This window comes from Fodinibius sp. Rm-B-1B1-1, from assembly GCF_038594945.1.
Taxonomy (GTDB): Bacteria; Bacteroidota; Rhodothermia; order Balneolales; family Balneolaceae; genus Fodinibius; species Fodinibius alkaliphilus.
The window spans coordinates 101,374-117,047 of record NZ_JBCFYD010000001.1; the positions used below are offsets into that span (position 1 = coordinate 101,374).

Here is a 15,674-nt window from a genome sequence, read left to right on the forward strand (position 1 = left end):
ACTCCATTTTCATTTACTCCTGACAAGGCTGAATGAGCCTGTCCAAACAATTGCCTTATGCGTTCCGCAGCAGAGCTACGGAACGAGATATTGGGCTTAGTACTCTATGGATGATCATTAGCTTTTAAAACCGTTCATTTCGTCCAAATACTGGATTTCCAGTCGGACGAATACAATGACCACATATTATTTGATGCGAGGCAACCGATTCATTTCGTAACAACTTTACGGTTTTAACACGGCCTAAGAATTTTGTGCAGAGGCCAAAAATACAGTTATGCATTTTATACCGACAAGTAATCTAAATAAATTTCCATTAGTACACGGATCATTAAAATACATGTATTTTGCAGGCCGAAGCCGAACTCAAAATTCTTCAACCTTGATCTTTTCATCACTTTTGTATCAAGCCAAAAGTGATACCACCATACTACCCCACTTGGTTTGAGGTATAATATTTAGGCTCGAAAGACTCCGGATCTTCTTCCTGATAAAAATTATCAAGACCAGCTTGATACAAGGCAATAAGCGACTCCGCTGTAATCGCTGATTTATTAAATGTCTGGGCTTTACTAAGGGCATCCTCCGAAATACGATTAAGCCCTGTCCCAATGACCACATCCCCCGACTGTAACATTTTTTCAAATGCTTTGATCGGTAACACTTCCACCTCATCATCCGTTGTTAAAACATCACCCTGAAAACGAAACTGCTGATGATACACGTGTACGCGCCGGGCATCAATGATACTATGGATTGTTTGAGCTTTCGGATATTGTTGACGAGCCTGCATCGCAAAAGAGGCAAGTGTATTCATCCCAATTAATGGAACGCTATGCTGAAATAGCAGTCCTTTCACTGCACTGGCACTAATCCGCAAGCCCGTATACGACCCCGGCCCCTCACTGACAAGCACCGCATCCAAATCGCCAATCGAAAACCCATGTTCCTTTTGGAGAGATTCGACAAACAGGAAAAGCTGCTCAGAATGCGATCCTCGCTGTTCCGTTCGCCGTTCATGAACGCCTCCGTGCTCATCACAAAAAGCCACCGAGCAAACATTTGTTGCTGTTTCTAAAGCAAGTATCATAATAGGGTTTAAAAATTAGATGCTAAGAAATACGTTAGTTTTTGATCAGCCATGCACTGTTGCTGAGATCCACCCACCGCTTATATAATTTGTACAGTGACGGAAAATAATCCGCAGAAAAGTTACGCTGATCAATATCTATTTGGTACCGATAGTTGAGCTTGCCGGGCTCATGATCGTAACGCTCCATAAATTCAGCGCCCGAAAATTTTATAGTTCGATCCTGATCCACATCTACCGAAAAGCCAGGTGGCAAATCGACCGTAAACGATAAATCAAGTTGTTCGGGAGCATCCAGCGTGATGGGCAGATTGCGATCAGGACCCGAAAATGGATTCTCTGACTGGTATCCTACAATCAACGGCTTATACCGCAAACCATCCGTAAAACTTACCGCGTAATCGTCAATTCGAAACTCTGCCGAAAGGGTTACCGGCTCTATGTACTGATCAACATTAGAAATCGTCACATCCCTTATTTCCATTTGCGGGTAGCCATCAAACAACGTTTGACGGAGCAAATCGGCATCCGAAACACCATCAGCTATTTTCTGCCGGGCTATCTGTGCCGGATATCCCCCTTGCACTGCGTCAACAGTACCCGTCAGCGTTCCATCTTTTTCAAGGCTGGCATCAATGTCCACCTGAATATCAAACAAACTTTTATCGGGATTGATATCGAGCCACTCATACGAGTTACGCTTCAATACCAGCCCGCGATTACCATAACTTTCCGTTGGGATGAGTCCCGGCTGACTGTACGGAAACCCGGCATCCATGAGATGCGTTTGCTCCCCAATTTGTGACTGCACCATCAATCCGTTGAACTGATAAAAGGAAGGGAAATCCATATTAATTCTTCCCGCTCGGCGGGTAGAAATAAGCACTGGATTAGCTTCAATCCCTGCACCCTGCAACATCGCCACTAATACTTGGTTGATCGCCGCCTGATCGGCTGGTTCACCAGCTAACACCTCCCCATCTGACATATCACTAACCGAAGTATTGGCACCGGAAAAGTTCACCCGTTCATTAACATATCTATAGACTTTATTCTGAACTTCCTGTTGAGAAGTCCCCTCCGTGGCTTGAGCAATCGAATCGCCCACCGCCCGGGCCCGGCGGTGTAACGCTATACGCTCCCAGGGATTGGTCTTATCACGAATACGCGCCACAACAACTTCCCAATTATTTTCCAACTCCTGTCGCGGGATACCAAACTCACTTAGCAAAAACTTAATTTTTCCGCGATAATCATCCAGCGTAGATATATAAGCCTCTTCTTCGACTGCTGATATATCACGGGCCATCCATCGTTCAGTAACAATGGGTGCCGGCTGCGGAATGGTAAACACTTTGGGCACCGAACTCGTATCGGTATAAACGATATCGTTCTTCAGTGCTCCGTCAAAATTTTCGGTATATGAATCGTAGCGCAAATACTTGGGATAGGTGATCGTCAGCCTGGCATTTTCAGTCGGTACTTCATGAGACAAATAGAAGTCAGGAAGTTCTTCAATATATCGGCGCTCAATAGTATACCGATATTCGATAACGGCCCCATCTTCGACTGCCGGCATGGCAAACTCTTTTACATTGTAGCGCGAGTTAACATTAATCGTCCGAATATCCTGCTCAGTAACACCCACACGCTGACCCGATGGCAAATAGGTATAGGCCTGCAACGATGTGATACGCTCCATATCATTTTCATAATAATAGGGAATAGCAATGATGGATGCCTCTCGCGCAGAAGCATCAAATATCTTTATCCTGATATGATGCTCGAGTACGGCAATGATAGACTCATCAGCATCTCGGAACGACACATCCAGCTCTTTATTGGTAATTTTATACGGCACGCTATCCGCCTCGGAAACCTGCATCTGAAATAGTGAATCCGGAATAGTCCCAAATTCCGCATCAGGTACTTCTTGACCAAAACCGTTACCGATACTGATCAAAAGTACAAAACCAATTGTAGCAGCGAATCGAATCAAGTGAAATGCCATCAATTTACAGTTAGAACATAATAACGCATAGCAGGCCGCTTCATTCTCCAAAAATCACAGCTCATTCTCCACGAACCGACCTTTATTATAGATCGCCTCGGCCCGCCCTTTCAGGGTTTCACCCAGATAGGGAGAATTCTTGGACTTTGAATGAACCTTCTCCTCATCAAAGATCCACTCCTCATCCACATTAAAAAGCGTAAGGTTCGCTGGTGCGCCTTCTTTTATCTCGGGGATATCCAGATTCAAAATCTCCCGCGGCTTTTCTACAAATTTCGTGAGCAGTGCTTCCAGATCAAGCACGTCCGAATCCAGCAACTGCTTTACGCTAATGCTCCATGCGGTCTCCAATCCAATAATACCGTTGGGGGCGTAAATAAATTCCACTTCCTTTTCTTCTATGGCATGCGGAGCATGATCAGTACAAATCGCATCAATAGTGCCGTCAGCCACCCCTTCGATCATCGCGTCTACATCTTCTTGCGTACGCAGCGGGGGATGCATCTTCACGTTCGTATCGAAATCGCGACGCTCAATTTCTTCGTCCGTCAAATCAAAATGATGGGGACAAACCTCGGTAGTTACATTAATGCCTTTGGCCTTGGCTTGACGAACTAAATCTACCGCTTTAGCCGTGCTGATATGCGCCACGTGAATATGTCCGCCGGTAAATTCGGCCAGCAAAATATCGCGGGCAATCATCGTCTCTTCGGCAATACCCGGCGTGCCGTCAATACCCAGTCGCGCCGACACTTTGCCCTCGTGCATATGTCCCGGCCGCGAGAGTTTCAAATCCTCTTCGTGATTAATAATCGGCATCTCCAGCATCGAAGAATACTCCAGTGCTACACGCATCAGCTGCGAATTATAAACCGGATCTCCATCATCACTAAAGGCTACCGCACCGCCCTCTTTCATGTCGCCCATCTCAGCAATCGACTTGCCTTCGCGCTCCTTCGACACGCAGCCAATAGGATGGACTTCCACGGGCAGCTTCTCCGCCTTTTTCTTGATAAACTCTACCACATCCCGCGTGTGAATGGGAGGATTCGTATTCGGCATACACGCTACTTCCGTAAATCCACCAAAAGCCGCCGCGGCACAACCGGTTTCGATGGTCTCCTTATGCTCATAACCGGGCTCACGCAGGTGGACATGCATATCCATCCATCCGCCCGAAACATAGGCACCGTCGGCATCATGGGTTTGCTCGTCATTTTCTTTGGGATCCAAGTCAGTACCAATTTCCACGATCGTTCCATCGGCAATACGGAGATCAACCTTATCCGAACCGTTAAAATTATCCCCGACAGGTTTTACGTTCTGAAGCAGTAAATTAGGCGTGTAACTCATACAAACTTTCCGTTATTTTTGGTGATGCTAAATATACAAAAGCCACAGATAAACACAGATTAAAATAGCTATCAGCTTTCAGTTATCAGCAGTCAGCAAGACTCTTCGTAATAACTGGTCGCCTGAACGCTGCAAACGGACTGCTCAACATGTCTCAATCAGATCTTTTTACGCCACAAGTGCTCTCGGTTTCGGAATTAACGGGCGAAATAAAATCCCTATTGGAAGGGAATTTCCTCGATATCAAAGTGGAGGGCGAAGTCAGTAATGCGTCCACCAGCCGGGCGGGACACACCTACTTTACGATAAAGGATGAAGACGCACAGCTGTCGGCGGTGATCTGGCGGGGCGTAAATCAACGGCTGGGCGTAGAATTGGAAGACGGTCAGCAAATTATAGCTGGCGGCGATATCCAGGTATATCCCCCGCACGGAAAATACCAGCTGATTGTGCGATCGGTAGAGCAGGCCGGGAAGGGAAAGCTGCAAGAGGCCTTTGAAAAGCTCAAGAAAGAACTTAAAGAAGAAGGACTTTTTGATGACGAGCACAAAAAAGCACTGCCGAAATTTCCGTTTAAAATTGGGGTGATCACTTCGGCAACGGGGGCCGCTTTTCACGATATCCGCGATACGCTCGAACGTCGCTGGCCCGTAGCCGAGGTGCTCCTCCATCATGCAAGCGTGCAGGGCGTCAATGCTGCCCCCCAGCTGGTTAAAGCGATCAACTGGTTTTCGGAGCGCCAAAATGTTGATGTGCTCATCGTTGGTCGCGGCGGCGGATCGCTGGAAGATCTGTGGCCTTTTAATGAGGAGGCGGTCGCCCGCGCCTTGTTCAACTGTAAGGTACCGACCATCAGTGCCGTGGGACACGAGGTGGATTTCAGCATCTCCGATTTTGTAGCCGATGCCCGCGCTGCCACGCCAACACAGGCTCCTATTATTGCCACGCCCGATATCAACGAGGTACGCATGTTTGCTGACGACCTGACCACCCGGCTGCATGATATTGTTGAGCAGCGCGTAACCGATCAAAAAGAGCGTATTCAACAGCTTGTGCAATCCCATGCCTTGCAGGTGGTACAACAAAAGGTGAGTAGCAATCATGAACATGTTAATAACCTGGTTGACCGACTCCGACACCGTCGCGAAGTTCATTTCATGAAAAAACATGATAAGCTGAAGGAATTACATCATCGATTGGAACTAAAGAATCCCAATGCGGCTCTTGAACAGGGCTATTCCCGCATCTGGCAAGATGACGAGTGGATTCGTTCTGTTGATGGGTTTGATAGTGATAAGGAGGCTACTATTGAGTGGGGAGATGGGAAGGAAGTAGTTAATTAATAGCTGTTGTATGTACTGTACCGGTTTTAATAATTGGGGGTCTGGGGCAAATCGCAGGAAAACAGTTGGAAAAGCAACAGGCGTTTCAGACTCATACAACTACATTCTTGTTGTAGTCTTAAATGCTATTTATTTCCGTTTAATCGCAAAGCCTGATATCTCAACACCCTGAACTGTTAATGTACCATTCATTCTTGAGGTAGGAGTTACATCAAAACGAGTTATTGCATCAGCCCCCATATTATTCGCTACTTTATAGATTTCGTCAATTGCTTTTTCTACATCAATATCATCTGGGTAGAATTCTTCAACTGTTTTATAACCGTTTGGACTATCAGGGGAAGGAACGCGCCGTGTCATTTTTCTAACGGCTGGCCACTGGGTAACTGTAATTAAACCAATTGATTGATAGTCACCATTATATGCTTCTGGAGTAAATAAAAACCCATCTTCAGTATATTCAGAAAAATCATAGCCTGTTACGTTAATAACTTCATCTCTGGCAGTGGTCTCTGGCCCAGCGCATGCTGAGGTGATAAAGCCAATGAGTAATAGCGTAAATATAAGTGATCGCATCTCTATTGATTTAGTTTGATATTGAATACTGTTGTTAACTAAAGAAAAGAAACTTATAAATGCGAACACTATGAAATATCCCCTTTAGAGCAGGGATATTCTTGATTTCGCAGGATGATGAGTGGGTTCGTTCTGTAGATGCCTTTAACACTGACAAGGAAACCACTATTGAATGGGGAGGAAGTAGTTAATAAATAGTTGTTTGAAGTTAAACTTGCTTCGTACCTCTGGTGCGAAACATATTCCATTCCGCACCGGAGGTACGGAATGAGTAGTAGGATTGAAGTTTTAGCTAATCAATTCCCCTAAATCCACTCCCCCCGTAAAACGGAGCACCGCAAAGGGGACTTTTAATTGATTGCTCGCAAATAATATAAATGAGTTCCTCCTTGGAGAAGGAGGACAGGAGGATTGAATATATTAGCACGTCCAGTCAATCTCCCTAATCCCTCTTAGAAAAGAGGGACTTTCTTGCCCATTTTACGGTTTTAACAGGACCTTTTGTGTCAAGACAAAAGGGGCATCATATCCGTTGCGCAGGCAGGCTACAAAACGATATTTAAAAATTTGTTTGGGTTAGATAAAACAGATTCCATGCAGACTATTAAATAATCTTGTATAATTAGAAAGCAGGTTAAAGCATCTCTAATTCAATATTTAACTTTCTACCGATATGTTTGAGCAATACAGCATTCAAGTCAACTACAAGAATCGTGAGCGAAAAATTCTTAATGCCTTGTTGGCCTTGGGTACTGGTTGCCTTACGCTCATTTATCCCAACTTTTTGTACCTGATTGCAGGCGGGTACCTTATAGCCTTGGGCGTACTGTTTATGGCCTTCCGTATTTCGCCGACCTTGTCTGCCATTCCCATTGTTGCAGGAATTGTAATCTTTATCTTTCCCGAACTTATCCCCGTCACCTTTGCCGCCTTTTTAGGCTTGTTTGGGATTATTCTCCTTTTTGGATTTCAGTTTGCTATACTTGGGGTCATCACACTGATTATTGCGTTGCTTATCGTAATGTATCCGGGCTCGATTGCTTATTTGATTGCTTCCTTTTTACTCATTTATTCAGTTTCAAACCTGATTTACTTTTATCAGGATTGGCGAAATACCTCTCAATAAAAAGGGACAACAAACAACGTCTGCTGTCCCTGATTGAAAATTATACAACAGGTATCAGGATTTTGCCTCGGGTTTGCTCATCTGTTCCATTTTAGCATCATAACCGGCCAATATCTGTGACAGCTGTTGTCGTGCTTCCCGGGGCAACTCCCCTTCCGCTCCATCGACCGCCCACCGTGCTGCAGAAACAAGAGCAGCCAGCTCGTAGGTATGCAGCGTAATCCGATATGTTGAAGATTTCACCTGTTCAATGTTCATGACTCTGCCGGTGCTTGTTCTTCAATGTGGGTAACGATACGTTCCAGCTCTTCAGAGAACAGATCGAAATCTTGTTGCATGCCATTCAGATAAACACTCCAACCTACCGACATCTTTGCATAATGCACCGCCTCCTGGATCTCCTCATCCGTTGCTCCGAAAAGACGAGCCGCTTCGGTATGGAAAAGGGTGCAATACCGGCATTTTGTTTCAGAATGAATTGCTATCCCCATAAGCTCTTTATACTTATTGGGGATCAGGGTCTCTCCCAACTCCAGGCGCTTGAAAAGCTGCCATTCATGATTGAAAGAATCATCTGGAATCTTCTTAAAAAAGGTGGGGACGAGTCCGAGCATCTCTTTCATTTCCTGCTCTACTTGTTCTCTTGGACGAATTTCGGCCATAACTACCTCCGCTTTTGTACTTAGTTTGATATTTACATGAGGTAAGGCCGCCTTATGATCTTCACCCTCCCTAAAACCTATATGCAATATAAACAACTATTTATAGCAAGAATAAGGGGAAGTATTGCAAAATATTCTCATTACATAGCAACATTCATTCTGTCAGGTATAACCTATATTCTGTATCGGGTTTATCTTTAATAAGATAATACGACAATTAGCCCTCTGCTATTGATCCCCATTTCCTACCTGCGCGGGATAGCAACCGAGCACCTTCAACGAGCTGGCTTCTTGCTCTAACTCCTGAAGGGCTACGTTAACTTCGGGATTGGCAATATTTCCTTCGATATCCAGGTAAAACTGGTATTTCCACGGTTCATTGGGCTTGGGACGTGATTCGAGTTTGGTCATTCGAATGTCATGTTCATTGATCACATTCAAACATTGAACAAGTGCGCCCTTATCGTGCGAAGTCACCATCAGCAGCGATGTTTTGCACGGGATCTGTGGATCAACGTCTACCGACTGCGGTCCCACAACCACAAAGCGGGTAAAGTTTTCAGATTGGTTAGCCAAATCACGCTTTAAAATCTTAAGTCCATAAATATCGGCCGCATAACTTCCCGCAATGGCAGCCTGTGACAAATCACCGTCCTCAAGCACTTTCTTTGCCGACATCGCCGTATCGATATACGATTCAACCTTGCAATCGTGAAGGGTGGCCAAAAAGTTGCTGCATTGTGCTATAGCCTGTGGGTGCGACATGATACGTCGAATACGATCCACAGGAATATCCTCCAACGCCAGCAAACAGTGGATAATGCGGATAGCCTCTTCACCCACAATGTGCAACTTATCATCAGCTAAGAGATCGTACGTTTCCCGGATGGATCCGGCCGTGGTATTTTCGATGGGCAAAATAGCGTAATCCACCTTTTGTTCTTTTACGGCTTCAGCAGCCTGACGAAAGGTATCATAGCCAAAACAATCTACCTGGGCATACCGCTCTTCAAAATGGCGGAAAGCAGCCTGATGACTAAATGCTCCATCCGTCCCCTGGTAAGCCACTCTAACAGTATCAGCATTCTTCTGTTCATTCTGATGGTCAACCAACGAATGGGTCTGAAACCGTACTGAATGATGAATAATATCTTTAAATAACTGCTCGGCAAAATAACGATCAAGTCCCACTTCGCGGGCTAATTTCGTTATCTTATCCAGCAGCTCTTCTTCCCGTTCGGTATCGCGGATATTAGATTCATCGTCAATTTTCAGCTCCGAAACTTCCCGAACCAGCTCTTGGCGTTTGGCCAAGGCTTCAACAATGGTTCTATCAGTTTGATCGAGCAGCTTTCGGATGGATTCAAGTTTGTCGGCCATCGGCAGTTTCTTTCGTTTGGGTAAATGAATTCAAAGGATATCAGATTCCGGCCTTTTATGAAAGGAGAAAACGAAAATATAATCCTCATCTTGCCACAATGCTCTGTGTTATGACAGACAGGTTAAACATAACATCCCGACATAGAATCCGTCTTCCCCGAAGCATTTAGTAGTAACACGTTATCACTAACTAATTGGCTACGCGCAGGTAAGCTTCGGAACGAGGTAAAGCTTATTATCCTGTCGATTTTCGATATCGAAAAATGGCTGCTGGTAAAATAATAATGGTCATTAAGGCAAGTATCCCAACTAACCTTTGAACCTCCGCCCATCCAGCTCCTTTAAGTAGCACCATCCGCATGATTTTAATAAAGTGTGCTACCGGATTCACCAGTGTTACATCCTGAGCCCAGCTCGGCATGCTTTCGATAGGCGTAAATAATCCTCCCATCAGAATAAAAACCACCATCAAAAACCAGGCAATAAACATCGCTTGCTGTTGGGTATCCGTGACGGTAGAAATAAACAGGCCAATGCCTTGCACCACGAGCAAGTAGATCCCTGCAATCGCAAATAATAGCCAGATATTTCCGACAAATGGGATACCGAAACCAAACCGAGCAATAGCCAATCCAAGCGCTAACTCGAAAAGAGCGATAATCCAAAACGGGAACAGTTTTCCCGTAATAAACTGGTAGCGCTTAATGGGCGTCACGTTAAGCTGCTCGATGGTACCCATCTCGCGTTCACGTACAATGTTCATACCCGATAAAAACATCCCGATCATAGAAACCAATACCACCAAAATGCCGGGTACCATGTAGTTGATATAATCCAGGTTTGGGTTATACCAGCTGGCGGGTATCATTTCGATTGCCTGCTGATCGGGTGGTTGTAGATTCTTCACCCGGGGTTGTACCTCGGAGCTAAAATCCTGGATAATGGATCGACCGTATCCCTGGATAAGTCCGGCTGTGGCCCCATCTACCGCATCAATATTCAGTTGTACAGATGCTGGCCGACCTGATTCTATGTTTCGCTCAAAATCATGGGGAATCACCATGACCAATCGCACGTTGTTGGCACGCATATCCTCAATACCTTGATCGACATCAACGGAGCGATTCTGCAAATTAAAATAGCCCGAGGCCTGAAATTTGTTAACTAGTTGCCGTGAAGCTGACGACTGGTCAAAATCCACCAAATGAACGTTGACTTCCCTGAGCTCGTACGTAGCCGCAAAGGAGAGAACTACCAATTGCACTACCGGCATCAAAAAGATAATAGGGAGCATCCCCTTGTTGCGGAAAATCTGTAAGAATTCTTTTTGTAATAGAAAGCGAATCGTTCTCATTTATTTGGCTGTTTAATAATCTATGAACTTTTAAATACTACTTACTTGGGTACTCAGTTCTCAGCAAACTATTGAACCCTGAAAGCTGACCGTTTATTCTAACCTGATTTTAAAATTTTTGACGCTTAAAGCGATAAATCCAACCGTCATGATCACCAGAATAAGCGTTTCTTTCCATAGCAGTAACAAGCCGGAATCTTTGAGCATAATGCTTCTGACAATTACCAAAAACCAACGGGCCGGAATAAGGTTGCTAATCCACTGAAGTATTACCGGCATACTTGAAATCGGGAAAATAAATCCGGACAGCAGCACGGTGGGCAGTAACAAGCCCGCCAGCGAAGCCATCATAGCTGTTTGCTGATCATCTGCCCGAGTAGATATATAAACCCCCAGTGCCAACGCTGTAAAAATAAACAGCAGAGATTCTGCCAGGAACAAGGAGTAGGAACCCCGGAACGGAACAGTAAAAACCCATCGTGCCATGACTAAAACCGTGAGCACATTTACAAAGGCCAATACCAAATATGGCAGCACTTTGCCAATGATGATCTGGGCCGGACGCAGGGGCGAAACCAGTAAAATCTCCATATTGCCCATCTCTTTTTCTCGCGTGATCGAAATGGAGGTCATCAAAGCAGAAATAAGCATCAAAATTACGGCAATAAGTCCCGGTACAAATAAATTTACGCTTTCCAACTGGGGATTAAACAGCATATTGACGTTTGTCCCAATCCCTCCTTGCTGTATCCGGTCATCATCCGACATTCGTTGCTGGTAATCCACAATTATGGACGATGAATACTGCTGGATAAGTTGCGCTAAATTGGGATTGGAAGCATCCGTAATAATATGTACTGCAGGCTGCTCATCCCGCTGCAACTTACGGGCAAAATCAGATTCAAAAACCAACACCTCATCAATTTCGCCCTGCTGAAAAAGGTCTTCAATTGCATCATAGCGCTGAATATGCCCTTCTATCGTAAAATATTTAGAGGCATCAACTTTACTGATAATCTGTTGCGTCACTTCATCGCGGGAGGCATCCAATACCATTACTTTGGCATCTTCCACTTCATTGCGGATGGCAAAGCCAAAGAGCAACATCTGGATGATCGGCATCCCAAACAGCACCAGCAGCGTTCGTTTATCTCGGTAAATCTGTTTAAATTCTTTAGTTACAAAACCTATAAATGCATCCATTAATTATCCCTCCGCTCTTTTTGCGCCTCTTGCGAGGGTTATAAAAACTTCTTCAATATCTTCTGCCTCAAACTGTTGTTTCAGTCCGGCCGGCGTATCCAAGGCATCTATACATCCGTCCACCATTATGGAAACGCGATCACAATATTCGGCCTCATCCATGTAATGCGTTGTCACAAAAACCGTAGTTCCTTCATCAGCGACTTTATAGATCTGCTCCCAGAACTGCCGACGGGTAATGGGATCAACGCCTCCGGTTGGCTCATCCAGGAAAATAATTTTGGGTTCATGTAATAATGCAACTGAAAAAGCTAATTTCTGCTTCCACCCCAGTGGCAGTGAACCAATTCTTTTATTTTGCAACTCCCGCATATCCAACATTCCAACAAGCTGTTCAGACTTTTGCTTAATCTCTTGATCTGGCAACCCATAAATTCCGCCATATAGTCGAATATTCTCGCGCACCGTCAAATCTTCGTACAGCGAAAACTTCTGACTCATATAGCCGATCTCCTTCTTAATCTGCTCGGCTTGGGTATACACATCCAGTCCCGCCACCTCGGCCTCTCCTTCTGTGGGGATCAACAAGCCCGTCAGCATGCGCATAGCTGTGGTTTTTCCTGCACCATTGGCCCCCAAAAAACCGAAAATCTCACCGCGCCCCACCTCGAACGAAATATGGTCTACTGCCGTAAAATCACCGAACATACGGGTAAGGTTATCTGCTTTTATCATCGGATCACTCATGAGACACCTCCTGCTCCATCAACCTGATAAAAGTATCTTCAATATCGGGCGCTATTTTTCTTATTTCGGGATATTCAATTCCATTGACTTCCAAATAGGATTTCAATTTATCTGGTACAAAATCAGAACGCTGATCGGTATAGTGCACGTATTCCCCAAAAGGCTGCACCGATTCCGCAAATTCATACGTCCTGAGCACCTGAATTAGCTTGTATTTATCTTTGGATTTTATCGCCCATAAGGGTTCATCAAATTGATCTGTGATCCTAACAGGCGTATCTATAGATAAAATTTTTCCTTCCTGCATCAGGGCAATGCGATCGCACTGCTCGGCCTCATCCATATAAGGAGTAGAAACCAAAATAGTAATGCCTTCATCTTTCAATCGATGAAGCATCTGCCAGAATTCCTTACGCGAAACCGCATCCACACCTGTAGTTGGCTCATCCAGAAAAAGCACTTCCGGTTTATGGATAAGTGCACAGCTAAGCGCCAGCTTCTGCTTCATCCCCCCAGACAAGGCCCCGGCCATACGATCCTTAAAGGGTTCAAGTTGACTATATATTGGCTTTACCAGCTCATAATTTTCTTCGATATTTGTTCCAAAAACAGAAGCAAAAAATGAGAGGTTTTCTTCCACCGAAAGATCCTGATAGAGCGAAAAACGCCCGGGCATGTACCCTACTTTGGGACGAATCTGTTTATAATCATCGACAGCATTCAATCCCAAAACAGATGCTTTACCTGCGTCAGGTTTAAGCAATGTCGTTAAGATCCTGAAAATAGTTGTTTTTCCAGCACCATCGGGGCCAATCAACCCAAATAATTCTCCGTCATTAACTTCAAAGGAGATCCCTCTCACGGCTTCTACTTTGCCGTAGGTTTTGGTCATATGTTCAACTTCGATTGGTTTCATAACTTGGTTATTTGTTATTAGTCATTCGGGATTGCCCAAATAACCATCAACTAATTTCGCGTTTGAAAGTTTACCTCTCCGGGCATTCCAATTTTCAATATTCCATCCGGGTTCGGCACCTTTACCTTAACTGCATACACCTGCGTGACACGCTCTTCCTTGGTCTGAATCATCTTGGGCGTAAACTCAGCATCCGATGCAATCCAGCTTATTCGTCCGCCCATCGCCTGATTTTCCTCAGCATTTTTATCCACCAATACTTCCACACTCTGACCTAACGTTACAGAAGGCAATTGTGCCCCACTGATATAAATCCGTAATTCCAGTGTATCCAGGCTCGCAATCTGGTACAGTGGTTGCCCATTTTGAACCAGCTCGTACGGTTCCACAAAGGTAGTCAGCACTTTGCCATTAATTGGGTTAATAATCTGAGTGTCTGCAATCTTATCCTCGAGCTGAGCAATTTGTGCCTGGATCGCATTTATTTCTGCACGTACCGACTGCTTTTGTGTTTGCAGTGCGTTAATCTGTTTTTTGATGGTACGAACCCGGGCCTGGGCGTCATCTAATTGCTTCTGCGTAGCCGCACCATCTTTATGAAGTACCTTGATCCGATTCAAATCATTTTGCGCTGTTTCCAATTCACTTTTTTGTACCTCCACCTGTGCATTGATATTGTCAATCCGAGCATCGATAGATTCCAACCGAGCGTCCAATTCATCTCTTTGTAACACCAACCTTGTGGTATCCACCAGCCCAACGTGCTGGTCCGCTTTCAGATCATCCCCTTCTTCAACGTTAAAGCGTAACAGCTTGCCCCCTATTTCTGTAGAAATGGTGGTCTTTGTTGCCTCAAACTGTCCATAGGCATCAGATTTACCATTATTATTGCATCCCGAAATGATAATTTGTAATAAAGTGAATACAATTAATGCCAAAGGTAACTTTTGCATGAACCGTATCGGGCTTGGGGAGCTGTTTATAAAAATTGTCCGAGCTTCCATTTTTGAAATAGATTTCGTTAAAAACGTTATCATTCTAATTTCCTCTTGCCACATTTGTTAAAGTTCTCTGGTTTACTGGTTTGGGACTTCCATAATCGCCAAGTATTGTAATCTGATCAATAGTATTACCTTCTAATACATCTGCTAAAAACCTGCTCACAAGCAATGACCGAGTATAATCAGTGTGATTATAGATTACCTCGCTGCAGTCAACAACATGGATTTTGCTATCTACTTTCGGAATCTCTTCCAATTCAGATAAGCCTGCATATCCAAGAGCCTGTTCCCATTCAATAAGGCGAAAACAATATTTTAGAATACTATCATTGCGGTTATAGAAGGCGTAAAAACTTTCTATCTTTTCTAAGAGTTGAGATGGGATACCTTTGTTTAACAAGAGGTCTTTCGAGATAGCAGCCCCAAAAGAAAACACATTCCTTATTTTTATTGGGGCTTCCCTTTTTAGAGTTTTATATCCTACCATCGCTGCCAAACTATGACCCATAATATCGATGGTACAATTCGCATTTGTCAGCCTTATTAACCAATTCCGGATCCTTTGGGCAGCTTTGTCAGTATTTTTCTTAGCTTGAAAATAATCCAGTTCAGAGTTTCCAGCTGGCCAAGTATATCCCAAAATATAATCGTACTGGTTTTCTAAGAGATGCGACCATCGCGTTTTAAGTCGGAGATACTCCTGCACCACATGCCGAAATGGGTTATTGAAACCATGAACAATCAGCAACACGTTTTGGGAGACAACCTCAGACAGAAAAATATCCTTCGAGACGCTAATTTGCGTATTCGGCCCCTTAATGTACCGAAGCCGATCTTCCTCGCTAAACCTCTTTCCATCGGTAATCTTTTTTCTCGAACTAATTAGATACATAACCTTTCCATCTCAGTTTA

General features: G+C 44.4%; 15 protein-coding genes. 2 read left to right on the plus strand and 13 right to left on the minus strand.

The genetic code is table 11. The annotated features are described in order from the left end of the window. Positions 1 to 430: 430 nt before the first annotated feature. Genes tsaB through AAFH98_RS00460 form a run of 3 tightly spaced genes read right to left on the minus strand, consistent with a single transcriptional unit; the run spans position 431 to position 4,454 of the window. Positions 431 to 1,090, minus strand: a complete 660-nt coding sequence (gene tsaB, locus AAFH98_RS00450) for a tRNA (adenosine(37)-N6)-threonylcarbamoyltransferase complex dimerization subunit type 1 TsaB (protein ID WP_342520693.1) — start codon at positions 1,088 to 1,090, stop codon at positions 431 to 433. A 34-nt stretch (positions 1,091 to 1,124) separates the two neighbouring features. Beyond that, positions 1,125 to 3,101, minus strand: coding sequence for a DUF3857 domain-containing protein (locus AAFH98_RS00455; RefSeq protein ID WP_342520694.1), 1,977 nt, complete (start codon positions 3,099 to 3,101; stop codon positions 1,125 to 1,127). A gap of 54 nt (positions 3,102 to 3,155) precedes the next feature. After that, the gene (locus AAFH98_RS00460) at positions 3,156 to 4,454 is read right to left on the minus strand and encodes a dihydroorotase (RefSeq protein WP_342520695.1); all 1,299 of its coding nucleotides are present in this window, start codon (positions 4,452 to 4,454) and stop codon (positions 3,156 to 3,158) included. Positions 4,455 to 4,603: 149 nt separating this feature from the next. Here AAFH98_RS00460 and xseA point away from each other — a divergent pair, with 149 nt between their 5' ends. Then, positions 4,604 to 5,797, plus strand: coding sequence for an exodeoxyribonuclease VII large subunit (gene xseA, locus AAFH98_RS00465; protein ID WP_342520696.1), 1,194 nt, complete (start codon positions 4,604 to 4,606; stop codon positions 5,795 to 5,797). Between the two features lie 129 nt (positions 5,798 to 5,926). On the opposite strand, the gene AAFH98_RS00470 is transcribed toward xseA, so the two are convergent. Next, on the minus strand, positions 5,927 to 6,373 hold the full coding sequence (locus AAFH98_RS00470; protein ID WP_342520697.1) for a hypothetical protein: 447 nt from the start codon (positions 6,371 to 6,373) through the stop codon (positions 5,927 to 5,929). 673 nt (positions 6,374 to 7,046) lie between these two features. On the opposite strand from AAFH98_RS00470, the gene AAFH98_RS00475 reads away from it, so the two are divergent. Next, positions 7,047 to 7,499, plus strand: a complete 453-nt coding sequence (locus AAFH98_RS00475; RefSeq protein ID WP_342520698.1) for a hypothetical protein — start codon at positions 7,047 to 7,049, stop codon at positions 7,497 to 7,499. Between the two features lie 54 nt (positions 7,500 to 7,553). Here the strand turns inward: AAFH98_RS00475 and AAFH98_RS00480 are convergent, their stop codons facing one another. From AAFH98_RS00480 to AAFH98_RS00520, 9 genes are all read right to left on the minus strand, one after another. Then, positions 7,554 to 7,757 (minus strand): hypothetical protein, encoded by a 204-nt coding sequence (locus AAFH98_RS00480; RefSeq protein ID WP_342520699.1) that lies wholly within the window; start codon positions 7,755 to 7,757, stop codon positions 7,554 to 7,556. Beyond that, positions 7,754 to 8,161 carry a carboxymuconolactone decarboxylase family protein gene (locus AAFH98_RS00485; RefSeq protein ID WP_342520700.1) on the minus strand — a complete coding sequence of 136 codons (408 nt, stop codon included), beginning with the start codon at positions 8,159 to 8,161 and terminating at the stop codon, positions 7,754 to 7,756. Before AAFH98_RS00485 ends, AAFH98_RS00480 begins: the two co-directional genes overlap by 4 nt. 228 nt (positions 8,162 to 8,389) lie before the next feature. Next, the gene (pheA, locus tag AAFH98_RS00490) at positions 8,390 to 9,541 is read right to left on the minus strand and encodes a prephenate dehydratase (protein WP_342520701.1); all 1,152 of its coding nucleotides are present in this window, start codon (positions 9,539 to 9,541) and stop codon (positions 8,390 to 8,392) included. Positions 9,542 to 9,776: 235 nt separating this feature from the next. Further along, positions 9,777 to 10,895: an ABC transporter permease gene (locus tag AAFH98_RS00495; RefSeq protein WP_342520702.1), complete on the minus strand. Its 1,119-nt coding sequence runs from the start codon at positions 10,893 to 10,895 to the stop codon at positions 9,777 to 9,779. Positions 10,896 to 10,988: 93 nt separating this feature from the next. Next, positions 10,989 to 12,098, minus strand: coding sequence for an ABC transporter permease (locus AAFH98_RS00500; RefSeq protein WP_342520703.1), 1,110 nt, complete (start codon positions 12,096 to 12,098; stop codon positions 10,989 to 10,991). Positions 12,099 to 12,101: 3 nt separating this feature from the next. Beyond that, complete coding sequence (locus AAFH98_RS00505; RefSeq protein ID WP_342520704.1) at positions 12,102 to 12,845, minus strand: ABC transporter ATP-binding protein; 744 nt, start codon at positions 12,843 to 12,845, stop codon at positions 12,102 to 12,104. Next, on the minus strand, positions 12,838 to 13,761 hold the full coding sequence (locus AAFH98_RS00510; RefSeq protein ID WP_342520705.1) for an ABC transporter ATP-binding protein: 924 nt from the start codon (positions 13,759 to 13,761) through the stop codon (positions 12,838 to 12,840). Before AAFH98_RS00510 ends, AAFH98_RS00505 begins: the two co-directional genes overlap by 8 nt. 50 nt (positions 13,762 to 13,811) lie before the next feature. Continuing rightward, positions 13,812 to 14,714 (minus strand): HlyD family secretion protein, encoded by a 903-nt coding sequence (locus tag AAFH98_RS00515; protein ID WP_342520706.1) that lies wholly within the window; start codon positions 14,712 to 14,714, stop codon positions 13,812 to 13,814. 85 nt (positions 14,715 to 14,799) lie between these two features. Continuing rightward, entirely contained in the window at positions 14,800 to 15,654 is an 855-nt protein-coding gene (locus AAFH98_RS00520; protein ID WP_342520707.1) for a DUF726 domain-containing protein, read from the minus strand. Positions 15,655 to 15,674: the final 20 nt, after the last annotated feature.